The following is a 22,460-nucleotide window of genomic DNA, read 5'->3' as shown; positions in this document are numbered from 1 at the left end:
TAGCTCCGACTACAGCAGCGTCAGCTGCTCGGCCGCCGACGGTGGCGGCGGCTCGGGCAGGCTGCGGTTGTCGCCCCGCTCCCCGCGGTGCAGCCCGTGCCGGCGGGCGGCGATCCGCACCCGTGCGGTCAACTCCCGCTGGTACGTCTGCGGCGCGTACGCGCCGGCCCGATACAACTCGCGGTAGCGGGGGACGAGGTGCGGGTGCTCGCGGGCGAGCCAGTGCGCGTACCACTCCCGGGCGCCGGGACGCAGGTGCAGGGGCAGGGCTGTCACGCTCGTCGCGCCTGCGGCGGCGATCGCCGAGACGGTGGCCTCGATCGACTCGTCGCTGTCGCTGAGGCCGGGCAGGATCGGGGCCATCAGCACGCCGACGGAGAAGCCGGCGTCGGCGAGCGCCCGGACGGCGTCCAGTCGGCGGCGTGGGTGCGGTGTGCCCGGCTCGACGGTGCGCCAGAGGTGCTCGTCGACGAACCCCACCGAGAAGGAGATGCCCACGGTGGTCACCTCGGCTGCCTCGCGCAACAGCGGCAGGTCGCGCAGGATCAACGTGCCCTTGGTGAGGATCGAGAACGGGTTGGCGAAGTCTCGCAGGGCGCCGATGATCTGCGGCATCAGCCGGTAGCGACCCTCGGCCCGCTGGTAGCAGTCCACGTTGGTGCCCATCGCCACGTGCGCGCCCCGCCAGCGCGGCGCGGCCAGCTCCCGCCGGACCAGCTCACCGGCGTTGACCTTGACGATCACCTTCCGGTCGAAGTCCGCACCGGCGTCGAGATCGAGATAAGTGTGAGTATTTCTCGCGAAACAGTAGCGACATGCATGAGAACAGCCCCGGTATGGGTTGACCGTCCACTCGAACGGGACGCGGGACTGCCCGGGCACCCGGTTGAGGATGGACTTGGCCTGCACCTCGTAGAAGGTCATCCCGGCGAACTCGGGGGTGTCGAAGGTGCGGGCGACGGCGCCGGGCAGCGCCAGCGGCAGGGGTGGCGTCGCTGGCGCTGCCCGCTCGGGGTCTCCCTCGACCGGGGGAGCGGTGAGGTTGTCCCAGCGCATGGCCATTATTCGAACACGTGTACGAGGCAAGCGCAAGTGACCCGCCGTACACCGGTGGGCGTCCGGGTGGTCGGAGAGGGGAGGATGGACATCATGGAGACGTCGACCTTCGTCTACGACGGGGACTGCGCGTTCTGCACGAGCTGTGCGGAGTTCATCGAGCGCCGCATCCCCACCGCCGCACGGGTGGTGCCCTGGCAGTTCGCCGACCTGGACGCGCTCGGCCTCACCGTGGCCGAGTGCGAGGAGGCCGTGCAGTGGGTCGGCGCGGACGGCTCGCGAGCGGCCGGTCCGGACGCCATCGCGAAGCTGCTCGCCGCGAGTGGTCCGCTCTGGCGGGTCGCCGGCGCCGGCCTGCGGATTCCTCCGGTACGCGTCGCGGCCTGGCCGTTGTACCGCTGGGTGGCGCGCAACCGGCACCGACTTCCCGGTGGCACGGCGGCCTGCTCCCTGCCTCAGGAGGCCCGGGAGCGGCTCTACGGCCCGACCGGTCGCCCGACCACCGGCGCCTGACCGTCGAGCGCCGGCCCCGCGCCGGCTGCCACCGGGCCCTGGTCGGCCGGCACCGGGTCGCCCTCGGCCGGGCGCGGTTCCGGAGCATCGGTCGTCGCTGCCTCGGAAGGGCCACGCCCGATCAGCCGGCGTGCCCGGACCAGCGGGCGCACCCGCTCCAGCGGTAGGAAGCTGGTCATCGCGGCCAGGTGCGGCGCGAACGAGATCGTGATGGTCGCGACGGTGACTGCATGGAACGAGTAGAAGAAGCCGACCATGGCGAGTCGCCAGCGGGGTGGCAGGAAGAAGACCATCGGGCTCAGCAGCTCGAACGCCACGATGCCGAACTGGGCGACGATCAGCAGGTACGGCACCTGGGCGATGAGGTCCGCCAGGTCGGTGCCGCGTCGGATGATCGCACGGGCCAGGACCGAGCCGGTCAGCCAGTCCAGACCGCCGAAGCGCAGCTTGGCGAAGGCGGCCAGGAAGTACGTGCAGATCACCGCGATCTGGGTGACACGTAGCGCCCAGCCGCCGGCCTCGGTGCGGGTGGTGTCGCCGTGTCGGGCGCGACCGGCGGTGGGCAGCACGGCCAGTGCGACGAGCAGCCCGAACCGGTCGTGGTCGACCTTCCCGTAGCTCATCGCGATGATCATCCACTCCAGGTACAGCGCGCACACCGCCCAGCCGAGCAGCCGGGGCGCTCGGCCGGTGGCGGCGAGGAGGGCGAGCAGCAGCAACGCCCAGAAGATCACCGTCACCAGCGTCTCGGTTGGCGTCGGCAGTGGGAGCAGGCGGCCGATCAGGAGTGGCTGGTACAGGTCGCCGGGCACGCTGACCCGGGTGCGTACCCAGGGGGTGAAGATCACCAGATCGGCGGCGACGAACAGGTAGATCAGGGTGCGGAAGGCGGCCACCCGGCCCCGGGGTACGGCCTCGGTCAGCCAGCGGTTCATCGGGTGGCCTGCCAGCGGACGACGGTCTGGTCGGTGTGTTGACCGGTCGGTCGGCCGGCGCGGATGCCGTGCCAGCGGATGACGATGCGGACCTCGACCAGCGCGGGGGCGTCCGGGTGGCGTTCGGCGTACGCGTCGGCGACCTCGGTGAGCAGCGTCGGGTCGGCGGCGTATCGGGCCTGCTGACCCTCGATCTCGGCGCGGCGGATGCCTGTCGCGTTCTGGTCGAGGTCGACCACCGCCCCGGAACTGTTCACCCCCTCGACGCGGGTGTCGGGTGCGGGTGCGTTCGGCGGGTTGGAGGTGGAGTACATCCGGAACGGGCCGAACGGGAAATCGTCGTCGCTGCCCCAGAAGGTGCCGACGACGAGCAGGACGAGGCCGAGTGCGGTCGCGCCCAGCCGGGTCACGCGCCCGCGGGTGGTCAGGTTCTCCATCGGGTCGTGACGATACGGGATGTACCGACGGCCTCGGGTCCCTCCGACGGCCAGTTCGGCCTGACCAGGCAGGTGATCATGTGGGAGTCGGTGGGGGTACGACGAAGGCCGGGCCCGCATCGGGCCCGGCCTCGCGTGTCGTCGTGGGAACGACTCAGTGGTTGTGCTCGGCCAGCTGCTTGCGGACGTCGTCCATGTCCAGCGCTTCGACCTGCTCGATCAGGTTCTCCAGCGCGGACTCGGGAAGGGCGCCCGGCTGGGCGAAGACGATGACGCCGTCACGGATCGCCATGATCGTCGGGATCGACCGAATGTCGAACTTCGCGCCCAGCTCCTGCTGAGCCTCCGTGTCGACCTTGCCGAAGACGATGTTCTGGTGCTTCTCCGAGGAGCGCTCGTAGACCGGGGCGAACCGCTTGCACGGACCACACCAGTCGGCCCAGAAGTCGACCAGGACGATGCCGTCGTTGCCGGTCACCTCGTCGAAGTTCGTCGAGGTCAGCTCAACGGTTGCCATTGCACTCTCCGATCACCGCGGTTTATCTACGTCCCGTAGAACCAGGGCTGACCGTATCGAATTCCCGGGCGGTGGGGCACGAAACGTGCCCGGGGCTGCCGGGGGGTGCCGCAGGTCATCGATGCGCATCTGTTCACACCCGACCTGCGGAACGCAAGTGCATGACGCACTTGCGTGACCTGCGGTGATGGGAGCGTTTCCAGGGAGATCCACGCGATTGAGCGCTACGAATCGGTAACTTGGGCCTTGACAAGGAGGTATCCGGCCTGCAGAGATCGCTGATCAACCTCCGCTTCGTCACTCACAGTAGTGTTACAAAAAGATAAATGTGACCGCGATCTCTGTTGAACCTACGCAGGCGTAGGGCAGAATTCCTCACATCAGAGCGTGGGCGGCGGGTGCCGGGGAGGGCCCCGCCGCTCATTGCGTCTCCCCCCAGGCGAGTGACCGGTGTGACATTTCCGCCGCCGTCGCGCCCCGCCGGTCGCCTTAACCATCGGTAAGGCATGCTGTGCCGAACTCCATCGCCGCCCGTCGAAGGGACCAGCATGCAGTTCGGTCGCTACTACGAGGAGTTCGAGGTCGGCGCGGTCTACCGGCACTGGCCGGGCAAGACCGTCACCGAGTACGACGATCACCTCTTCTGCCTGCTCACCATGAACCACCACCCGCTGCACATGGACGCGCACTACGCCGCGACGGCCAGCCAGTTCAAGCGCAACGTCGTGGTCGGCAACTACATCTACTCGCTGCTGCTCGGCATGTCCGTACCCGATGTGAGTGGCAAGGCGATCGCCAACCTGGAGGTCGAGTCGCTGCGGCACGTCGCGCCGACCTTCCACGGCGACACCATCTACGGCGAGACCACGGTGCTGGACAAGCGTGAGTCCGGCTCGAAACCCGACCGGGGCGTGGTGTCGGTGGAGACCCGCGGCTACAACCAGGACGGCACGATGGTCTGCGTCTTCCGACGCAAGGTCATGGTTCCCAAGCGGGAGTACGCGGCCGCCGCGGTGCCCGACGGAGTGGATCCGGAGCGGCCCAGCTTCCCCGAGCCGCGCTGACAGTCGCGGCGGGCTCGACCGTCGACGAACACAGGGCCCTTTCCCCACCGCGGGTCTGCTGGGGAAGGGGTCCTGTGCCCGTCGCGGGGCATATGCTGACGCCGGAGGTTCCGATGAGCCACTCCGTAGCGGGAGAGCCGTCCTCTGCCGGCCGCCGAGCCGCACCCTTGACCACCGCTGTCTACTCCGCCGCCGAGTGGGATCTGCTCACTGGCCTGCCTGGTCGGGTTCTCGTGGCCGCCGCGGCACCCGGTCCTGGGCGGACGGAGCGTGGAGTGATGGCCGGCCTGGCCGGCCTGGATGCCGTGGCCGCGGGCCGAGCCTCCGACAGCGACCTGGTCCGGGCGGTGGTCGCCACGATCTACGCCCGCCACGACGGCACCCCGCAACCCACCGAGCGGCTCACCGACCTGGTGGACCTGCTGGCCGCCTGCCGTGCGGCGAGCCGGGTCCTCCGGCGACGGGCCGACCCCGCCGACTCGGCCGCGTACCGCCAGTGGGTGCAGTCGGTCGCGGCCCGGGTCTGTCGCGCGGTGCCCGGCACCGGCGCGCGCCGGGTGGACCCACCGGCCAGCCCGGCGGACCGGCGCTTCCTGGACCGGCTCGGTGCCGCCCTCGACCTGGGCTGACCGGCAGGTCGCCGCGCCCGGCGCCGACGCGGTCCGTACCCTCTGATGACCGTGACCGACGACCAGCTCGAGGTGGGCGTGGGCCCCTGGCCGGGGGACCCACCGGACGACAGCCGTTACGACCCGCAACTGCTGGCGGAGGGGGACCGGCGCAACGTCGTCGACCGCTACCGCTACTGGCGGCACGAGGCGATCGTCGCCGACCTGGACCGGCGCCGGCACGGCTTCCACGTCGCGATCGAGAACTGGCAGCACGACTTCAACATCGGCACTGTGGTGCGCAACGCCAACGCGTTCAACGCCGCCGAGGTGCACATCGTCGGACGGCGACGGTGGAACCGACGCGGCGCGATGGTGACCGATCGGTACCAGCACGTACGGCACCACGAGACGATCGAGGAGTTCGTCGCCTGGGCGGCCGAGCGGCAGCTACCGGTGTTCGGCATCGACAACCTGCCCGGGTCGCGTCCGCTGGAGACCGGCACCCTGCCGCGGGACTGCGTGCTGCTGTTCGGCCAGGAGGGGCCTGGCCTCTCCGCGCCGGCCCGTGCCGCCTGCGACCAGCTCTACTCCATCGCCCAGTACGGCTCGACGAGGTCGATCAACGCCGGCGTGGCCAGCGGAATCGCCATGCACGCCTGGATCCGTGCGCACGCCGGTACGCCGCCGGACTGACCCACGTACGGTGCCGAATCGGACGTTCCGGCTTGACGCGCCGACGGTCCGGGGAGACGGTGGGGATGTGAGTGTCGCGGTGAGTTGTCCGAGATGCGGGGGCCCGGTAAGGGCGCCGGATCTGATGAACACCGACTCGAGGTGTGTGCGCTGCGGCCCGGTGCCGCCGTTGCACGTGCCCGAGCACATCGGAGCGGACATCGTGGCGAGCGTGGTGGAACGGATCACCGCGACCGGCGACCCGCCGGTGACGCCGTTGTGGTGCCCGTGGCCGCTGCCGCCCGGTTGGACACTCACCGGCGTGGCGTACGCCGGGGACGACCGGACGGGCGTGCGGGCGACAGTGGTGGCCTGCGCAGGCCCGGCGCCGCTGGGTGGTGGTCCGGCCGATCTGGTCTTCGTGGCCGAGGAACCCGGTGTCGGCCTGGGCACCCGGCTCGCCGGTCTGACCGGCCCGGATCCGGGACCGGAGTTGGTGGACGCGCTGACCGACCCGGGGTCGGGTCACCCTGACCACGTCGGACAGGCGAAGATCAAGGTCGGCGGGCACCCTACTCCACTGTGGTTGGTGAATTCACCAACGGATCGAAGCGCGTACGCCGGCGAGGCTCGGGGAATGTGGCTCCATGCGATAGCCTGGCCGGCGAGTGCGGGTCACCTGCTCGCGGAAGACGTCGTGCTACACGACCTGACCGAGTGGACTCCGCCCGAGCTCGTGTACGGCGCACCGTCCCCGTATCTACCCGGTAGAGCTTGACAACTCTTCCGGATTGACGGAGAACGGACGCAGATATTCACTGTACGACACCACACTGATACTCTGGGTGCCGCTGCGGTAATGGGACCCGGCGCCGCGCGAGAGGATGGCCCGCCATGGTCAAGAAGGTCCTCACCTGGGCCGGAATCGCATTCTTGATCTTCTTCGTCGCCTACCGGCCAAACTCGGCGGCGGACGTGTTCAAGTCGCTCGGCGGCGGGATCATGGATATCGCCCAGGGGTTTGGCGACTTCTTCACCAGCCTCGTCGCCTAGCCGCCGATGGGCAGCCCCTCCGGTCCACCCTTCGACCCGGACGACCCCGACCGGGAACGTCGCGAGCGAGACACCGAGCCGATCCCGCGGATCGGGCCTGATGACGGCCCGGGCTACGGGGCCGGGCCCGGCCTGTCCGACGGTCCGTCCCTTTCGGACGACGTCGGCTATGGCGACGGGCCCGGCTATGCCGGCCAGGGTCGTTCCGGTCGGGGGTGGATCCGTGATCCGGAGGCCAGCTACCAGCCGCCGCAGATCTCCGAGGACGAGCTGGCCGGGTTGCGCGCCGACGCGACCGGCTCGACTCCTCGGCGGGTGCTGCCCCTGGAAGACGAGCCCAGTTCGCTGGTGGCTCGCTACCTCTTCCCCACCGAGCGCTATCGGGGCGAGTGGAAGCGACACTGGATCCACCTCACCAACCCGCTGTTGATCGGTGTCGCGGCGACCTTCGTGCTCGGCTACCTCTCCGGCTTCCTCGCCGGCCAGGACGTCGGCGCGTTGACCACCATCGCCGTGCTGCTGTGGTTCGCGGTGATGGGCTGGGTGGCGTGGAAGGTCGCCGACTGGTGGTATGACCGGTTCATCCTGACCAACAAGCGGGTCATGGTGGTCAACGGCATCGTCACCCGCAAGGTGGCGATGATGCCGCTGGTCCGGGTCACCGACATGAAGTACGAGCAGACCCCGACCGGCCGGGCGCTCAACTACGGCACCTTCGTGCTGGAGTCCGCCGGCCAGGAGCAGGCGCTTCGCGAGATCAAGAACCTGCCCAACCCGAACGAGCTCTACCTGCGTGTCGTCGAGGAGATGTACGAGCCTCAGGCCGTCGAGGCGCGGCTCGGCAAGGAGGCCGACGAGGCCAAGGCCGACGACGGGGCGTGAAGGTTTTCGACCGAACATCGGAGCAAGTGCGCACCTTTCGTCATGGACCAGAGCGCCCCTGACGTGGCACTCTGCCAGGACGGCAGGGGTGTGGAGGTGGGCGGTGGCGAGCAAGGACTCGTTGGAGGAGCAGTTCCGCGAGTTCGTCGCGGCCCGCTCCGCCGCGCTCCTACGCACCGCCTACCTGCTCACCGGCGACTGGGCCACGGCCGAGGATCTGCTCCAGACGGCGTTGACCAAGACCTACCTCGCGTGGAAGCGGCTCGGCGGAATCGAGGCGGTCGAGCCGTACGCCCGGCGTGTGATGGTCAACACGTCGACCAGTTGGTGGCGGCGGCGCTGGCACGGCGAGCGCCCGACCGAGGTCCTGCCCGAACGGGCCGGCGTCGACGAGATCGAGCAGCAACTTGACCGTGACCTGCTCTGGCGGCATCTGCGGGAGTTGCCCAACCGGCAGCGGGCAGTGCTGGTGCTGCGCTACTACGAGGACATGTCGGAGGCGCAGACCGCCGCGATGCTGGACATTTCACCGGGCACGGTGAAGAGCCAGGCGTCCCGGGCGCTCGCCACGCTGCGTCGGCGACTGGGCGCGGACGCACCGGAGCTCGCGGCCGCCGCCGGCATCGCCGGTCGGTCGGCCGCTGCCGCCGGTGCAGGGGCCGCGACCGGTGCCGCCGGCCGGACGACGGGCTCGGGTTCCCGGACCGGGCGAGTCCCGGCGACCGGTGCCGCTGCCACACCCCGTCCCGAACGGGCGGCTGGCCGACCCGCGCCCCGCCCGGCCGCGCCGCGCCCCGCCGTTCCGCGTGCGATCACCCCGCAGGTCGTGCTGCCCACCGCCCCGGCGGCCGTGCCCGTCGGCACGGGCTCCGGGGAACAGCAGTGAGTCAGTTCCCGGGCCGGCGCGACAACCTGACGGACGGCCCGCAGCGTTCATACCAGGTGCGGCCTGACGAACTGGAAGGTGCGGTGCGGGAGACACTCTCGCACCAGGTCGCCGTTGCCCGCCCACTGAGCGTCGATCCGGCCGGCCAGGCCATCCGCCGCGCGAACCGTGTCCGGCGTCGACGCAGCGCCGCCGGCCTCGCCCTCGCGGCGGTCACCACCGTGCTGCTCAGCGCCGGCATGGCCCAGCTCGGTGCCGAGACCAGGCGGGACGGCTCACCCATCGTCGTGATCGGCGACCCGGACCCGACCAACCGACCGCTCCCGACGGCCAGCGTCCCCGGCTCGGCCCCCTCGCCCAAGACGTCGACCTCCCTCATCTTCAGCGAGACGTTGGTCAGCGCCGACGGACGGCGGCTGGTGCTGCCCGATGTCGGGCCGGCCGAACACGTCCAGCCGCTGCCCAGCGGCGGCGGTTGGCTGGTGGTCGGCGCGCCGAGCACAGCAGGACGCTCCCTGTGGGTGGTGCAGGACGACGGCCTGGTGCAGGTGCTGCTGGCCGGTGCCGGCGCGATCGTCCTGGCCCCGGACAGCCTCCAGGTGGCCTGGCGCGACGGGGACGATCTCCTGGTGGCGGGCGTGGTCGGCACCCAACTCATCGGGGCGGTGCGCACCCCGGTTCCGGCGACGGCGGAGCCTGTCCGGTTCGTCGATGACAGCGTGCTGGTCCGACTCGACCCGGCCAGCGCCGGTCACACCCTCTGGCGGCCCGGTGCGGGACCGTTGCCCGAGGCCCTCGACCGGAAGAGCCTCAACGTCTACGGGCGGCTGCCCGACGGACGGCTCGTCGGTCAGGTCACCACGACCGATCCGGGCCGGACCTGCCTCGCCATCCTCACCCCGACGCGTCGTCTGGACCCGGTACGCACCGGCTGCGGTCCAGACCTGGGCCGGGACGGCATCGGTGGGGTCTCGCCGGACGGGCGGTGGCTGCTGGTCAACGGTGAGAGCGGCACGGCCGATCGGTCCCTGCTGGTCGACCTGCAGCGGCTCGGGCCGGGTGCGACAGCCGTTGCGGCCGGGCCGCCGATGACCGGTGCGGTCGTGTGGAGCGACGAGACCGAGGCCTCCTACCTCGACGGCACCGGCGAGCTGGTCCGGGTCGACGTCGGCCGGGTGTGGGCGGGTAAGCCCGCCAGCCCCGCTGCGGTGCCCGGCGTGCCAGCCGGAGAGCGGCCGATCCTGGTGCAGGGCTTCTGACCCCGGGTGGCCCATGTGAGCCGGGCTCGCTGTTTCCTCGGTAACGTCGGGCGGTGACCTCGCGTACCGGCTCCGCCCCCCGGATCGACCTGCACGCCCACTCGACGGCCAGCGACGGCACGCTGACCCCGGCCGAGCTGGTCGGCGCGGCCTTTCACGCCGGGCTGGACGTGCTGGCGATCACCGACCACGACACCACGGCCGGCTGGGCGCCGGCCGTGGGCGCGCTGCCGCCAGGTCTGCGTCTGATCCGGGGTGCCGAGTTGTCGTGTCGCTGGTCCGGCGCGCAGCCGGCGGTGCCGCTGCACCTGCTCGCGTACCTGTTCGACCCGGACCACCCGGAGCTGGTGGCCGAGCTGGCGCGGGTCCGGGCCGCCCGGGAAGAGCGTGGCGAACGGATGGTCGGCCTCCTGCAGGCCGACGGCATCGACGTGAACTGGCCGGACATCCTGGCCGGCGCGGGTGGCGGCACCGTGGGACGTCCGCACATCGCGCAGGCACTCATCCGCGCCGGCCTGGTCGACAGCGTCCGGGAGGCGTTCGGCCCGGACTGGCTGGGCGAGCGGTACCGGCTGCCCAAGGAGGACATCGACGTGTTCCGGGCCGTTCGACTGGTCCGGGAGGCGGGGGGTGTGCCGGTCTTCGCCCACCCGCGAGCCACCCGACGTGGCCGGGTGGTGCCCGACGAGCTGATCGCCGAGTTGGCCGCCGCCGGGCTCGCCGGGCTCGAAACGGACCACGAGGACCACAGCCCGGCCGAGCGGGAACACGTGCGGGCGCTCGCCGCCGAGCTGGGTCTGCTCGTCACCGGCTCCTCGGATTTTCACGGCACCCACAAGACCGTCCAACTCGGCGCTTTCAGCACCAGCGTCGAGGCGTACGAGCGGATCGTCGCCGAGGGGGTGACCGAGGTCGCTTCGGGCTGATCCGGGTATTTCGCCCATCGCGGCGCGACTAGGTTGCTCACGTGGATCTGAAGCTGTTCGGCGAGGTTTTCGTGACCCTGCTGGTGATCACCGACCCGCCGGGCATGATGCCGATCTTCCTGGCGCTGACCGGCCCGCTGCCCGCCCGCGACCGCAACCGGGCAGCCTGGCAGGCCGTCGCGTTGGCGCTCGGCGTCATCGTGATCTTCGCGGTGGCGGGGCAGACCCTGCTCGACTACCTGCACGTGGACCTGCCGGCGTTGCAGGCGGCCGGTGGGCTGCTGCTCGTGCTCGTCGCCCTGGAGCTGCTGACCGGCAAGGCCGACGACCCGAGCCAGCAGGTCACCTCCAACATCGCGCTGGTGCCGCTGGGCACGCCGTTGCTGGCCGGCCCGGGTGCCATCGTGGCCACCATGCTCTTCGTCCAGCAGGCCGACGGGCTGGGAGAGTTCAGCGCCATCGCCGTGGCGATCCTCGCCGTGATGGTCGCCGTCTGGATCGTCCTGCGCTTCTCCGGCGGCATCGTGAAGATCCTCCGGCCGGGCGGGATCGAGGTGCTGACCCGGATCGCCGGCCTGCTGCTGGCCGCGATCGCCGTGCAGCTCATCGCCGACGCGGTGGCCGCCTTCGTCACGCAGTACGTGAACATGGCCTGACGGCACGCGCGCGATGTCGGAGGTGGATGGCAGGATCGCAGGCGTGCGACGATCCTCATCAGCGGGGCGGCCGGCCGCCGGCGGCCGGGCCCCGCGGCAGCGCGCCGGTGACGCCGAGCAGCTCGGCTTCGAGGGCATGCCGGAGCGGCTGTTCGTCTGCACCCCGAGCAAGCTCGGCGCGTACGCGGACTGCCCGCGTCGCTACCGCTACTCCTACGTCGACCGGCCCGCCCCACCCAAGGGCCCGCCGTGGGCGCACAACTCGCTCGGCGCCAGCGTGCACACCGCCCTGAAGAACTGGTATGCGTTGCCCGCCGACCGGCGGCGTCCCGAGGCGCTGGCCACGCTGCTCAAGGGCACCTGGGTCCGTGAGGGCTACCGCGACGATGAGCAGGAGCGGGCCGCCTACCGGCGGGCGTTGGGATGGCTGGAGGCGTACGTCGAGACGCTGGAGCCGGATTCCGACCCGCTCGGCGTGGAGCGGGTGGTGGCGGTCAAGACCGCGGTGTTGGCCTTCAACGGTCGCGCCGACCGGATCGACTCGCGGCCCGGCCCCGAGGGGCCGGAGCTGGTCATCGTCGACTACAAGACCGGCCGCACCGGGCTGGACACGGACGACGCGCGGGGCTCGCAGGCGCTGGCGCTCTACGCTTACGCCGCCGAGCGTGTGTTCCGTCGGCCGTGCCGCCGGGTGGAGCTGCACCACCTGCCGACCGGCACGGTCGCCGGCCACGACCACAGCGTCGAGTCGCTGGCCCGACAACTGACCCGCGCGGAAGAGACAGCCCGCGACATCATGGCCGCCGAGCGGGCAGTCGCCGACGGCGCCGACGCGGACGAGGCTTTCCCGGTGGCACCCGGCCCGCGCTGTGGCTGGTGCGACTTCCGGCGGCACTGCCCGACGGGCGCGCAGGCCCCGGGCAAGGAGCCGTGGGCGGCCATGGACCGGCCCGCCGGCGGCTGATCGGCCCTGCCGAGGGTCGGGTCAGCCGGCCACTGAGGCGGCGGTGTGCCGCGCGGCCCGCTCCTTGGCTGCCTATATCAACGGCCCCTCCAGGTAGCGGCGGGGGACGGCGGCGAACGCGAGCCGCAGCGCGCGCACGCTCAGGTCCGCCGACAGCGCGGTGGTCGGTAGACCGAGACCTCCGTACATCCGACGCGCCCACCCCGGCAGCAGCGCGAACGCGGTGCCGGCGATCCCCAGGTACGCCCAGCGTGGCGGGCCCAGAGTGAGCCCCAACCGGACCGGCAGGCTGAGCTTCCACGGCAGCGGCGGGGCGGTGAGGAACACCGCCGTCTCGGCGGCCTCCCGGGTCATCCGCAACTGTGGCCGTACGGCCTCGTAGTAGTCCGCGACCTCGGCGGCGGTCCCCGGGACGGTGGCCGGGTCCAGGCCGACCAGGGCGGCGGCGCGGCGCTGCTCGGTGTAGTAGCCGTCAACCTCGTCGTCGCTCAGCGGCAGTCCGGCGCGTCGGGCCGTGCTCAGGAACGACTCGACCTCGGTCACGTGCACCCACCGCAGCAGGTCCGGTTCGTCGATCCGGAACTGTTCACCGGTGAGCGTGTCGGTGGCTCGCATCCGGTCGTGCAGACGGCGCAGTCGGGCGCCGGCAGCTTCCGCTTCGGCGGTGGTCCCGTACACGGTGGTCTCCACGTAGGTCGCGGTGCGGAGCAGTCGGCCCCAGGCGTCGGTGCGGTAGTTGCTGTTCTGCGCGACCCCGGCCATGGCCCGGGGGTGCAACGCCTGGAGGTAGAGCGAGCGCAGGCCGGCGACGATCAGGATCGGCTCCTCGTGCACCTTCCACGTGACCGAACCCGGACCGAAAAGGCCGAGGTCATCGGAGTCCACCGCTCAAGAGTGCCACGGTTGGGCCGCCCTCGCCGGTCACGTGCCGCCGGTGCCGCTGGTCAGACGTCGGCGGAGCGGCGGGCCCGGCAGCCCGGGCAGAGGCCCCAGAAGGTCACCTCGGCCTCGTCCACCTCGAACCCGTGCGCGCTGTTCGGCTCCAGGCACGGGGCGCTGCCCACCGCGCAGTCGATGTCGGCGATCTCGCCGCAGCCCCGGCAGACGACGTGGTGGTGGTTGTCGCCCACCCGCGCCTCATAACGGGCGGGACTGCCCGCCGGCTCGATCCGGCGGGACAGTCCGGCCCGGGACAGCGCGCCCAGCACGTCGTAGACCGCCTGGGTGGAGACCGAGTCGAGGCGTTCGCGAACCCGCCGGGTGATTTCGTCGACCTCCAGGTGGCCGCCGCCGGCCAGCACGTCGAGCACCGCGAGGCGTGGCCGCGTGACACGCAGGCCCCTCGACCGCAGCAGCTCCTCGGCACCGGACATTGGCCAATGACAACACGCCCGACCCGCATCGACAACTGTCGCCCGCTCCGGGTGGCCACCGACACAGCCAGGCAAGATCGGGAGTATGGCCCAGAAAATGAACCCGATCGACGCGGCGCGCGTGTCACCGGTCGAGAGCCTGGGGACGATCGGCGGACCATAGGCTGACCACCCCTGACCATGATCCACCTGGAGGGTTCGATGTTCGAGGAGATCCTGGGTCTACCGGTGCACGTCCTGGTAATCCACGCGGTCGTCGTGTTCGTGCCGCTGCTGGCGGTGCTGGCCATCGCGTACGTGGGGCTACCACGGTGGCGGCACCGGCTGGACTGGGCCCTGGGCCTCCTCGCCGTGGCCGCGCCGGTGACCGCCTACGTCGCGGTCAAGTCGGGTGAGGCACTCACCGACGCGCTGGTGGCCCGGGGCTTCCAGGGGCCGATCCTCGATCAGATCTTCGAGCACTCCCGCTACGGTGACATCCTGTTACGCGTCGTGGTGCCGCTCGGGATCGTGGCCATCCTGCTGCTCGTGGCGACGAGTGGGCACCCGCGGGTGCCGCAACTGCCCGCGCTGGTCATCCCGGTGCTGGCGGTAGCGGCCGTGGGGCTTTCCATTGCCGCCCTGGTCTACGTCTACCTGACCGGCCACTCCGGTGCCGAGACGGTTTGGGGCACCACCCTCTGAGCTGCTGCTCGCCGCTGCTGCCCCGGGGATGGCATCAGAAGATGACTCGCGAGCAGAGCAGACAGAGCAGCACGAGAAGCACCACGCCGGCCGCAGCCCCGAAGCCGTAGGTGACCCGCTGCGAGCGCTGCTCGGCCGCATCCAGGCCGACCATGTCCTGCGGTGGCAGTTGTCGCGGCGCCGCCGGCTGCAGATGTACGGGTGGACGCCAACCCGCCGGCGGCGGCACGCTCGGCGGCGGGCCGGCGTATCCGCTGGAGGTACCGCCTGTTGGCGCAGGACCGGTCTGCCCGGCCGGCGGCGGGCCGTCGTTCTCGCTGGTAGTACCCACCGCGTCGTCACCGGTGTCGGGCCGTCGCCAGTAGTCGTCCGGGGTGCTGCCACCGCTGGGGGTCGTCACGCCGTCCGACGCTACCAACGCCACCGGCGGCTCGGTCGCTTCTGGCCGGCGCGCCCACGGTCGGCGGTCCGGCCGGCCTGGCCGGCGTCGCCGCCGCCGATGGCCCGGTCCACCGCCGTCGGCTGCGCTAGTCTTGCCGCTCGTGAGCACCGAGGACCCTGGCACGCACGGCGCACGTGGAGACGATGACCGCGCCGTCGACCTGAGCGAAGACTTCGTGGTGCTGCCCGAGCAGACCTCTGACGACACCGACCGTGGTTGGGGCGAGCGGTCGGGTGGCAACGACGACTGGCTGCTCGCCGAACGCCCCCCGCACTGGGACTGACCTCGGGTGGCTCGCCCAGACCCCCACGACGTCGATCCATCAGCCGGCCTTGCGATGGCCGGGCAGGACGGCTTCGAAGCAGAACCTGCCCGTGGTGGTCGTACCCACCGTCGGTGAGCGGGTCAGCCCCCTCCGTTTCGGGCCCCCGCTGACGGCGGTGGAGTCTGTGGTGGCGGGGTTCGGTCTGCCACCGATGGTGCGTCGGAGGGCACGGCGGCCGGCGGGCATCCGGCCGGGGTGTGCAGGACTGCGGCGGCCAGGCCGAGCAGCGCGGCGACCAGACCGGCCCGGAGCAGGGTGCGCCCGCCGGGCGAAGTGAACTGGCGCAGCGGGCGCAACGCCCGCGCGGAATCCGGATCGACCATCGCCTCTGCCGCCTCCCGTCCCCGAGCGCCGCAGTGGCACCCGTGTACGGGAGGCTAGGCAGTTCCGGCAGCCTCGGCCGACCCACGGCCGACGCCTGTGGACAACCGCCCGGCCTGTGGAAAACGCGCATCCGTCGGCGCGATCTGCTATGGCAGCCGCCTTGATCGACTCAAGATCAAGGAATCCGGGATCAGGACGTGGAACTGGCCGCCGCCGCCTTGCCGCCGCCCGATCCCCCCGAGGACGACCCGGAAGACGACCCGGAGGAGGACGACGAGCCCGAGGACGACCCGGACGAGGACGAGGACCCCGAAGAGGACGACGAGGACGACGAGCTCTCACCGGAGGACGACTCGGACTTCGCCGGCTTGGTGGCCGTGCCGGCGGCGGTCGTCTCGGAACCGGAAGCCCGGGAGTCGGTGCGGTAGAAGCCCGAACCCTTGAAGACGATGCCGACCGAGTTGAAGACCTTGCGCAGCCGCCCCTGACACGCCGGGCACTCGGTCAACGGCTCGTCAGAGAAGGACTGCACCGCCTCGAGCTGCTGACCGCACGTGGTGCAGGCGTACTGGTACGTGGGCACGTTCTCCTCCGGATCTGGGCTCAGCCAGTTGGCACTCGACGTATTCGAGTGCCAATGGTGCGTCATTCGCCCCGGGTTCGTCCAGCAGACGTGTGGGGCGCGACACCGTGCGCCGCTCCCGGGCCGCCGTCAAGCGTACGCACCCCGTCGGCGGGAGTGACGACCGCGCGCACCCGACGGTCGTGGGGCTCCGCCGGCAGCGCCTCGACCAGCTCACCGTCGTGCAGCGGCACCACCGTCAGGGTTGCATCGGGTACCCGGGCGAGTGCGCGGTCGTACGAGCCGCCGCCGCGCCCGAGCCGCCGACCGTGGCGGTCGACAGCGAGAGCCGGTACGACCACGAGTTCCGCGTGCGCCACGGCGGTCACCCCGAGACGGGCACCGACAGGTTCGCGGATACCCCGTCCCGCCGCGATCAAGGCGTCCGGCCCGGTATACGCCGCCCAGTCCAGATCCAGGTCGGCGAGGAGCACCGGCAGCAGCAACTCGGCGTCCGCCGGCAGCGCCGCCCGCAGCACCTCGGGCAGGTCGCTGCCGCCCGGTTCGGAGCCGACCGGCACGTACGCCGTCATCCGGTGTGGGCGCAGTCTGCGTACCAGTGCGACCAGCTCGGCCTGCACGCGCCCGGCGGCGGCTGCCCGGGTGACGGCGGGCAGCGACCGGCGGCGAGCGAGCAGCTCGACGCGGGTGTCCCGCTTCGCCATCCGGGTCACTTCCGCTTCATCAGAAAATTCCGGCACGCAACACTCCTGACGCAACGCCTCTCCCACGGTTGCACTGTGTCAGCATCGCAAGCAACGGAGGCGGAACTTCCGGGGGGACCGAGTGACGCTACGCGGGCGGTTGACGGCAGCCTTCCTCGTGGTGGTGCTCGGGCCGGTCCTGCTCGGCGCGCTCTTCGTCGCCTCCACCCTCGCGGCGGTTGACCGCAGCCGCTCCACCGAGCGCCTGGCGGTGGCGGCGTCCACCGTTCGTACCTCGGTCGACGCGCTCTGCCAGCAGCTACGCGCCACCGCCGACGCGGTGGCGCTCACCGCCGATCCGGCCGTCGCCGCCGCGCAACTGGTCGGCCGGGGACTGGCCGCCGCGGTGCTGATCACCGACGTGGCCGGCCAGGTCACCTACCTGTCGCCCGGTGCTCCGTCGACCCAGTGGCAGAACTGCGCCGGCGCGACCGAGGGCTCGAACCCAGGCTCGACCGGCCCGGTCCGTGCGTTGGCCGCCCAGGTCGACCTGCACGATCGCGCCGGCACCCGGCTGGGCACGGTGACCGCCGCGCAACTGGTCGACCCGGCCTTCGTGGCCCGACTGGCGGCGGTGACCGGGGTGGCGGTCACCCTGCTCGACAGTGGGGCGAGCGCCGCGCGGGTCACCCACACGACCGAGTCCCGGGACGTCCGCGACGCGGTGCTGGCCGCCGCCGTCGGCGTACGGGGCGAGCAGGTCACCGAGACCAACGAGGGCCGGTACGTGCGCAGGCTCGGGCCCTCCGACGCGCAGCCGCTGCCACTGGTGCTCTCCGTGCCCAGTGAACGGCCACCGGGGCTGCACGCCACGCTGCTCGGGGTGGTCGTGCTGGCCGGGCTGCTCGCCGTGCTGGCCGCCTGGCGGCTGGCCCGGGTGACCACCCGGCCGCTGGCGGAGCTGGCCGGTGCGGTCGACCGGGTGGCCCAGGGCGACCTGACCGCCCGGGTGCCGGTACGCAGTCGCGACGAGTTGGGACGGTTGGCCGCCGCGTTCAACCGGATGACCCGGGAGACCGGCTCCTACGTCGCGGCGTTGACCAGCAACCGGGATCAGCTGCGCGGGCACCTCGCGGTGCTGGGCGACACCCTGGCCAGCACGCACGACCTGCAACGCATCCTGCGGGTGATCCTGCGCAGCGCCATCGGGGCAACCGGCGCGCGTGCCGGTGCCGTGCTGCTGGTGGAGACCGGCGGGGTGCTCGTCGCGCAGTGCACCGAGGGGCTGGACGGGCGCTGGCCGGCCGAGGAGGCGGACGGGTCGCAGACGCTCCGGGTGCCGGTCGGCGTCGGCGTGGTCGGTGAGGTCGCCGCCACCGGGGAACCGCAGCGGGGCAGGACGGAGCCGACCGAGGCGCCAACGGGTGAGCCGCGCTGCCGCACCTACGTCGCGGTTCCGTTCGCCGCCCCGGCCGGCGGTGCCACGGCCACCCTCGGCGGGCCCTCGGGGTCGGTCGACGAGGCGGGCGCGGCGGCCGCGCTCGGTGTGCTGGCCCTGTACGACCGGCTGGGCGCCGACGAGTTCGACGACGACGACCTGGCCACCCTGCGTACCTTCGCCGGCCACGCGGCCGTGGCGGTGGACAACGTCCGGGTGCACGAGGAGGCGCAGCGGCTCTCCCTCACCGACCCGCTCACCGGGCTGTGGAACTACCGCTACCTGCGCGAGTCGATCCGGCGGGAGGTGGAACGGGCCAGCCGCTTCGGGCGGATGCTCAGCGTCCTCGCGTTGGACCTGGACCGGTTCAAGGACGTCAACGACACCTACGGGCACGCCGCGGGGGACACCGTCCTGGCCGAGTTCGCCCGGCGGGTGCGCGGGGAGATCCGTGAGGTCGACCTGGCCTTCCGCCAGGGTGGTGAGGAGTTCGTGCTGCTGCTGCCGGAGACCGACGCGCGGGGCGCGGCGATCGTGGCCGAGCGGCTCGGCGCGGCGGTGCGCGACACGCCCATCGCCGTCGAGGCGTACGCCGGGCCGGTCCTGGTGACCGTGTCGGTGGGCATCGCCGTCTACCCGGACAACGGCAGCACCGGGCGGGAGGTGCTGGAAGCCGCCGACGACGCGCTCTACGCGGCCAAGGCGGCCGGCCGCGACACGTACCGGGTCGCCGAAGTGCGCTCGGATCTGCCGACCCGGGAGATTCCGGTGCTCGCGTGTGCGGTGAGCCCACCCGACGGGCTCCCGCGCGCCGGCCAGCCGGCGCAGGCCAGCCGGGAGCCGGGCGGGCCCGCCCGGTCCGACCCGGCGGTGGGCGTACCGGAATCATCTGCGGCGCACGCGCGGCCGGAACCGGCCGGCGACGGCCCGGACAGCGCGACGGGCGCGGCGCGTCCGGGGCCCGGTGGCGGCGCGTCTTCTGGGCCACACCCGCCGCGGCAGAGCCGTGGCCGATAGTCTCGCGGCATGTCGGAGCACTCAGCGAACCCCTCATCGACGGTCGCCGCAAACGGCCGTCCCCTGGCGGTCAAGGCCGTCATCCCGGCCGCCGGACTGGCCACCCGGTTCCTGCCGGCCACCAAGGCGGTGCCCAAGGAGCTGCTGCCGGTGGTGGACAGGCCGGTTCTGCAGTACATCGTCGAGGAGGCCACGCAGGCTGGCATCGGTGACGTGTTGCTGATCACCGGTCGGGGTAAGACGTCGATGGTGGACCACTTCGACCGTCGCCCGGACCTGGAGACCAGGTTGGAGGAGAAGGGCGACTCCGAGCGGCTGGCCGCCGTGCGCCGGCCCAGCGAGCTGGCCGAGATCTACACAGTGCGGCAGCCCGAGCAGCTCGGGCTCGGCCACGCCATCGGGTACGCCGAGTCGCACGTCGGCGACCAGCCCTTCGCGGTGCTGCTCGGCGACGAGTTCGTCAAGCCGTCGGAGCCGCTGCTGCCGGCGATGCTGGAGTTGCAGGCCCGCACCGGCGGTGTGGTGCTCGCCTTCTTCGAGGTCGACCCGTCCGAGACCAAGCGGTACGGGATCGCCTCCGTCGAGCCGGCCGAGTCGGAGCTGACCGACATCGGCGAGGTCGTCAAGGTGACCGGGATGGTGGAGAAGCCGCAGCCCGAGGACGCCCCGAGCAACCTCGCGGTGCTCGGCCGCTACGTGTTGCCGGGCAAGATCTTCGACGCGATCCGGCGGACCAAGCCGGGCAGCGGCGGCGAGATCCAGCTGACCGACGCGATGGAGCTGCTGCGTACCGAGGGCGTCCCGGTGCACGCGATCGTCTACCGGGGCACCCGCTACGACACCGGCATGCCGCTGGGGTACCTCCAGACGGTGGTGCAGATCGCCGCCGAGCGCGAGGACCTGGGCACCGAGTTCCGGTCCTGGCTGGCTGACTTCGTCAAGGCCGACGCGGCAGGCGGATCTGGTACATGACCGCGACGGCCGACGCCGAGGCGGCCGCGAACGAGTTGACGCCGCTCGCCGACTACCTGGGCAGCGTGCTGCGCAGGTTGCGCGCGCTGCCGCCACTCGACCTCGACCTCACCCAGGCGCACGGCAACGTCCTTGCCGAGGACGTCGTCGCGCCGCACGCCTTCCCGGCCTTCGACCAGGCGGCCGTGGACGGCTACGCCGCGCGCTGGGAGGACATTTCCGGAGGGGGTCGGGGGCCAAGCTACGTCCCGGCCCCCTCCGGCACGCCCGGCGGCCGAACCATCCGGCTCAACGTGGTCGGCGATCTCGGCGCCGCGAGCTGGCGGCCGGTCCGGCTCACCCCCGGCTCGTGCTTCTCGGTGGCCGCCGGGGCCCCGCTGCCGGTCGCCGCTGACGTCGTGGTCCCGGTGGAGTGGACCGACCAGGGCATGGCCGCGGTGGAGATCTTCCGCACCCCCAAACGGGGGTACGGGGTACGCCGAGCGGGTGAGGAGCTGCCCGCCGGCACCCTGCTCGCCCGCGCCGGCACGTACGTCTCCCCGGCCCTCGTCGCGGTCTTCGCGGCCACCGGCATCGGGCACGTGGTGGTCCGGCCCAGTCCCCGGGTGGTCATCGTGGCCACCGGTGACGAACTCGTCGACGTGGGCCGGGGCAGTCAGCCCGGTCAGGTGGTGGACGCGAACTCGCACGCGCTGACCGCCGCGGCGGCCGAGGTGGGCGCGCTGGCGTACCGGGTGGGAATCTGCGACGACGACCCGGAGGGGCTGCGCGGGCTGCTGGAGGACCAGACGCTGCGCGCTGACCTGATCATCACCACCGGGGGCACCGGCACCGGCCCCGGAGACATGGTGCGTCGGATCCTCTCCCGCCGTGAGGGCGGTCGCGCCGGGCCGGTCACCTTCACCGACGTGGCGCTCTATCCCGGCACCGCGCTCGGGTTCGGCACTGTCGGCGCCGAGGAGGTGCCGGTGGTCTGCCTGCCCGGCGACCCGGGCGCTGCGTTGATCGGCTTCGAGGTGCTGGCCCGCCCCGCCATCCAACTGCTCGCCGGGGCCGAGCCGGTGTTCCGACCCAGCGTGCGGGCACATCTGCTGGAGACCGTGTCGTCGCCGACGGGGCTGCGCGAGTTCCGGCCGGCGCACGTCGCCGAGCGACGCGGCGGCGGGTACACGGTCCAGCCGCTCAGTGGCGGGCCGTTCACCCTCTCCGGGTTGGCCGAGGCCAACGGGCTGCTGGTGCTCGGCGAGCGGGTCACCACGGCCGCCGCCGGCTCCACCGTGGACGTCCTGCTGCTGGACCGCCGCCGGTGACGCGTCCCGGCCGGTCCGCTCGCGGCCCGCGCCGGTGATCGTCGGGATCTGTGCGGTGAACGCGGTGGGGCCACTTGCGCGCGACACGGTCCCGCGCGGGAGACTGTGCGGGTGAGTCTCTTCGGACCCGCGCGGGCACCGGGCTGGCCGGTGGAGCTGGCCGACGGCCCGGTGCTGCTGCGCCCCTACCGGCGCTCCGACGCGGCGGCCTGGTCGGAGGTACGGCGGGCCAACCGGGCCTGGCTGGCACCCTGGGAGTCGTCACTGCCCGGCGGTTGGGACGAGATGAACTCGCCGGCCGCGTTCCGTTGGGTGCACCGTGACCAGCGCCGTTCGGCCCGCGAGGGTGAGGGCATGCCGTTCGCGGTCTGCCTGCGTGAGGCCGACCGGGACCGGCTGGTCGGGCACATCAACGTGGGCAGCATCGTGCGGCGGGCGCTCTGCTCCGGCTACGTCGGCTACTGGGTGGACGCGCGGGTCGCCGGCCAGGGTGTGATCCCGACGGCGCTGGCGCTCGCCGTGGACCACGCGTTCGGGCCGGGCGGGCTGCACCGGGTGGAGGTGAACATCCGCCCGGAGAACCGGCCGTCCCGCCGGGTGGTGGAGAAGTTGGGCTTCCGCGAGGAGGCGTACCACGTGCGCTACATGCACATCGACGGCGCGTGGCGGGACCACATCGGGTACGCGATGACGAGTGAGGAGATCGCCGCCGACGGTGGTCTGCTGGCCCGCTGGCACCGGGTTCGCGCCAACGCGCGGTAGGAGGATTTCCCGGACATCCGCCCACTCGTCCCACGGACGGGATCGGCGCGGCGCGGTGGCATCCCGGTCGGCGCGCCGTAACCTCAAGTAACTGCAAGCTGCGGCAAGCGCTCCCC

Annotated in this window: 28 protein-coding genes and 1 pseudogene; 19 read left to right on the top strand and 10 right to left on the bottom strand. The window is 72.1% G+C overall.

Annotated features, from left to right (window positions below; translation table 11 throughout):
* Positions 1–9 precede the first annotated feature (9 nt).
* The gene (locus DLJ58_RS33435; protein ID WP_124863056.1) at positions 10–1,056 is read right to left on the bottom strand and encodes an Rv2578c family radical SAM protein; all 1,047 of its coding nucleotides are present in this window, start codon (positions 1,054–1,056) and stop codon (positions 10–12) included.
* A 93-nt stretch (positions 1,057–1,149) separates the two neighbouring features.
* On the opposite strand from DLJ58_RS33435, the gene DLJ58_RS33430 reads away from it, so the two are divergent.
* Complete coding sequence (locus DLJ58_RS33430) at positions 1,150–1,569, top strand: thiol-disulfide oxidoreductase DCC family protein (RefSeq protein ID WP_124863053.1); 420 nt, start codon at positions 1,150–1,152, stop codon at positions 1,567–1,569.
* On the opposite strand, the gene DLJ58_RS33425 is transcribed toward DLJ58_RS33430, so the two are convergent.
* From DLJ58_RS33425 to trxA, 3 genes are all read right to left on the bottom strand, one after another.
* On the bottom strand, positions 1,533–2,504 hold the full coding sequence (locus DLJ58_RS33425; RefSeq protein WP_124863051.1) for an HTTM domain-containing protein: 972 nt from the start codon (positions 2,502–2,504) through the stop codon (positions 1,533–1,535). The two genes, DLJ58_RS33430 and DLJ58_RS33425, sit on opposite strands and share 37 nt — an antisense overlap.
* A complete protein-coding gene (locus tag DLJ58_RS33420; protein ID WP_091394742.1) occupies positions 2,501–2,941 on the bottom strand; it encodes a hypothetical protein in 441 nt (146 codons plus the stop codon). Before DLJ58_RS33420 ends, DLJ58_RS33425 begins: the two co-directional genes overlap by 4 nt.
* 154 nt (positions 2,942–3,095) lie before the next feature.
* Positions 3,096–3,458 (bottom strand): thioredoxin, encoded by a 363-nt coding sequence (gene trxA, locus DLJ58_RS33415; protein ID WP_007455291.1) that lies wholly within the window; start codon positions 3,456–3,458, stop codon positions 3,096–3,098.
* 548 nt (positions 3,459–4,006) lie between these two features.
* Between trxA and DLJ58_RS33410 the strand changes: the two genes are divergently transcribed.
* The 11 genes from DLJ58_RS33410 to DLJ58_RS33365 all read left to right on the top strand — a co-directional run bounded on the left by DLJ58_RS33410 (position 4,007) and on the right by DLJ58_RS33365 (position 12,431).
* Positions 4,007–4,522 (top strand): MaoC family dehydratase, encoded by a 516-nt coding sequence (locus DLJ58_RS33410; RefSeq protein ID WP_030486570.1) that lies wholly within the window; start codon positions 4,007–4,009, stop codon positions 4,520–4,522.
* A gap of 92 nt (positions 4,523–4,614) precedes the next feature.
* Entirely contained in the window at positions 4,615–5,151 is a 537-nt protein-coding gene (locus DLJ58_RS33405) for a hypothetical protein (protein WP_208741488.1), read from the top strand.
* A gap of 51 nt (positions 5,152–5,202) precedes the next feature.
* Positions 5,203–5,826, top strand: a complete 624-nt coding sequence (locus tag DLJ58_RS33400; protein WP_124863045.1) for a TrmH family RNA methyltransferase — start codon at positions 5,203–5,205, stop codon at positions 5,824–5,826.
* A gap of 10 nt (positions 5,827–5,836) precedes the next feature.
* Positions 5,837–6,583, top strand: a complete 747-nt coding sequence (locus DLJ58_RS33395) for a DUF6758 family protein (RefSeq protein WP_341869946.1) — start codon at positions 5,837–5,839, stop codon at positions 6,581–6,583.
* A gap of 116 nt (positions 6,584–6,699) precedes the next feature.
* Positions 6,700–6,858 (top strand): hypothetical protein, encoded by a 159-nt coding sequence (locus DLJ58_RS34190; RefSeq protein WP_007455302.1) that lies wholly within the window; start codon positions 6,700–6,702, stop codon positions 6,856–6,858.
* 6 nt (positions 6,859–6,864) lie between these two features.
* Positions 6,865–7,740 (top strand): PH domain-containing protein, encoded by an 876-nt coding sequence (locus tag DLJ58_RS33390; RefSeq protein WP_088951386.1) that lies wholly within the window; start codon positions 6,865–6,867, stop codon positions 7,738–7,740.
* 103 nt (positions 7,741–7,843) lie between these two features.
* Positions 7,844–8,626 carry a SigE family RNA polymerase sigma factor gene (locus DLJ58_RS33385; RefSeq protein WP_124863042.1) on the top strand — a complete coding sequence of 261 codons (783 nt, stop codon included), beginning with the start codon at positions 7,844–7,846 and terminating at the stop codon, positions 8,624–8,626.
* Positions 8,623–9,885, top strand: coding sequence for a hypothetical protein (locus DLJ58_RS33380; RefSeq protein WP_124863040.1), 1,263 nt, complete (start codon positions 8,623–8,625; stop codon positions 9,883–9,885). The genes DLJ58_RS33385 and DLJ58_RS33380 overlap by 4 nt, the downstream gene beginning before the upstream one ends.
* Positions 9,886–9,938: 53 nt before the next feature.
* The gene (locus DLJ58_RS33375; protein ID WP_124863037.1) at positions 9,939–10,811 is read left to right on the top strand and encodes a PHP domain-containing protein; all 873 of its coding nucleotides are present in this window, start codon (positions 9,939–9,941) and stop codon (positions 10,809–10,811) included.
* A gap of 41 nt (positions 10,812–10,852) precedes the next feature.
* Positions 10,853–11,467 carry a MarC family protein gene (locus tag DLJ58_RS33370; RefSeq protein WP_091394729.1) on the top strand — a complete coding sequence of 205 codons (615 nt, stop codon included), beginning with the start codon at positions 10,853–10,855 and terminating at the stop codon, positions 11,465–11,467.
* Positions 11,468–11,480: 13 nt separating this feature from the next.
* The gene (locus DLJ58_RS33365) at positions 11,481–12,431 is read left to right on the top strand and encodes a RecB family exonuclease (protein WP_386995139.1); all 951 of its coding nucleotides are present in this window, start codon (positions 11,481–11,483) and stop codon (positions 12,429–12,431) included.
* 72 nt (positions 12,432–12,503) lie between these two features.
* Here DLJ58_RS33365 and DLJ58_RS33360 read toward each other — a convergent pair whose 3' ends face one another.
* The gene (locus tag DLJ58_RS33360) at positions 12,504–13,316 is read right to left on the bottom strand and encodes an oxygenase MpaB family protein (RefSeq protein ID WP_124863031.1); all 813 of its coding nucleotides are present in this window, start codon (positions 13,314–13,316) and stop codon (positions 12,504–12,506) included.
* A 59-nt stretch (positions 13,317–13,375) separates the two neighbouring features.
* Positions 13,376–13,804 carry a Fur family transcriptional regulator gene (locus DLJ58_RS33355; RefSeq protein WP_112581661.1) on the bottom strand — a complete coding sequence of 143 codons (429 nt, stop codon included), beginning with the start codon at positions 13,802–13,804 and terminating at the stop codon, positions 13,376–13,378.
* 201 nt (positions 13,805–14,005) lie between these two features.
* On the opposite strand from DLJ58_RS33355, the gene DLJ58_RS33350 reads away from it, so the two are divergent.
* Positions 14,006–14,488, top strand: coding sequence for a DUF2231 domain-containing protein (locus tag DLJ58_RS33350; protein WP_091397283.1), 483 nt, complete (start codon positions 14,006–14,008; stop codon positions 14,486–14,488).
* A gap of 34 nt (positions 14,489–14,522) precedes the next feature.
* Here the strand turns inward: DLJ58_RS33350 and DLJ58_RS33345 are convergent, their stop codons facing one another.
* Positions 14,523–14,888: a hypothetical protein gene (locus DLJ58_RS33345; RefSeq protein ID WP_124863028.1), complete on the bottom strand. Its 366-nt coding sequence runs from the start codon at positions 14,886–14,888 to the stop codon at positions 14,523–14,525.
* 142 nt (positions 14,889–15,030) lie between these two features.
* Here DLJ58_RS33345 and DLJ58_RS33340 point away from each other — a divergent pair, with 142 nt between their 5' ends.
* Complete coding sequence (locus tag DLJ58_RS33340) at positions 15,031–15,213, top strand: hypothetical protein (protein WP_124863025.1); 183 nt, start codon at positions 15,031–15,033, stop codon at positions 15,211–15,213.
* Between the two features lie 122 nt (positions 15,214–15,335).
* Here the strand turns inward: DLJ58_RS33340 and DLJ58_RS33335 are convergent, their stop codons facing one another.
* Positions 15,336–15,578, bottom strand: a complete 243-nt coding sequence (locus DLJ58_RS33335; RefSeq protein WP_124863022.1) for a hypothetical protein — start codon at positions 15,576–15,578, stop codon at positions 15,336–15,338.
* A 198-nt stretch (positions 15,579–15,776) separates the two neighbouring features.
* On the opposite strand from DLJ58_RS33335, the gene DLJ58_RS34810 reads away from it, so the two are divergent.
* Positions 15,777–16,007: a hypothetical protein gene (locus tag DLJ58_RS34810; RefSeq protein ID WP_244219237.1), complete on the top strand. Its 231-nt coding sequence runs from the start codon at positions 15,777–15,779 to the stop codon at positions 16,005–16,007.
* A gap of 62 nt (positions 16,008–16,069) precedes the next feature.
* Here DLJ58_RS34810 and DLJ58_RS34805 read toward each other — a convergent pair.
* Positions 16,070–16,228: pseudogene (locus DLJ58_RS34805) on the bottom strand (FmdB family zinc ribbon protein); the annotation flags it as partial.
* On the bottom strand, positions 16,225–16,902 hold the full coding sequence (locus DLJ58_RS33325) for a 5-formyltetrahydrofolate cyclo-ligase (RefSeq protein WP_124863017.1): 678 nt from the start codon (positions 16,900–16,902) through the stop codon (positions 16,225–16,227). The gene DLJ58_RS33325 and the pseudogene DLJ58_RS34805, both read right to left, overlap by 4 nt.
* An 85-nt stretch (positions 16,903–16,987) precedes the next feature.
* Between DLJ58_RS33325 and DLJ58_RS33320 the strand changes: the two genes are divergently transcribed.
* The 4 genes from DLJ58_RS33320 (at position 16,988) to DLJ58_RS33305 (ending at position 22,344) form a co-directional block, all read left to right on the top strand.
* Positions 16,988–19,300, top strand: a complete 2,313-nt coding sequence (locus DLJ58_RS33320) for a GGDEF domain-containing protein (protein ID WP_208741486.1) — start codon at positions 16,988–16,990, stop codon at positions 19,298–19,300.
* A gap of 9 nt (positions 19,301–19,309) precedes the next feature.
* Positions 19,310–20,272 (top strand): UTP--glucose-1-phosphate uridylyltransferase, encoded by a 963-nt coding sequence (locus DLJ58_RS33315; protein ID WP_124863014.1) that lies wholly within the window; start codon positions 19,310–19,312, stop codon positions 20,270–20,272.
* Entirely contained in the window at positions 20,269–21,582 is a 1,314-nt protein-coding gene (locus tag DLJ58_RS33310) for a molybdopterin molybdotransferase MoeA (protein ID WP_091394702.1), read from the top strand. Before DLJ58_RS33315 ends, DLJ58_RS33310 begins: the two co-directional genes overlap by 4 nt.
* Before the next feature lie 111 nt (positions 21,583–21,693).
* Positions 21,694–22,344: a GNAT family N-acetyltransferase gene (locus DLJ58_RS33305; RefSeq protein ID WP_124863011.1), complete on the top strand. Its 651-nt coding sequence runs from the start codon at positions 21,694–21,696 to the stop codon at positions 22,342–22,344.
* Positions 22,345–22,460: the final 116 nt, after the last annotated feature.

Source organism: Micromonospora arida (assembly GCF_003857035.1).
Lineage (GTDB): Bacteria > Actinomycetota > Actinomycetes > Mycobacteriales > Micromonosporaceae > Micromonospora > Micromonospora arida.
This window is presented reverse-complemented; position numbering and strand designations above follow the sequence as displayed.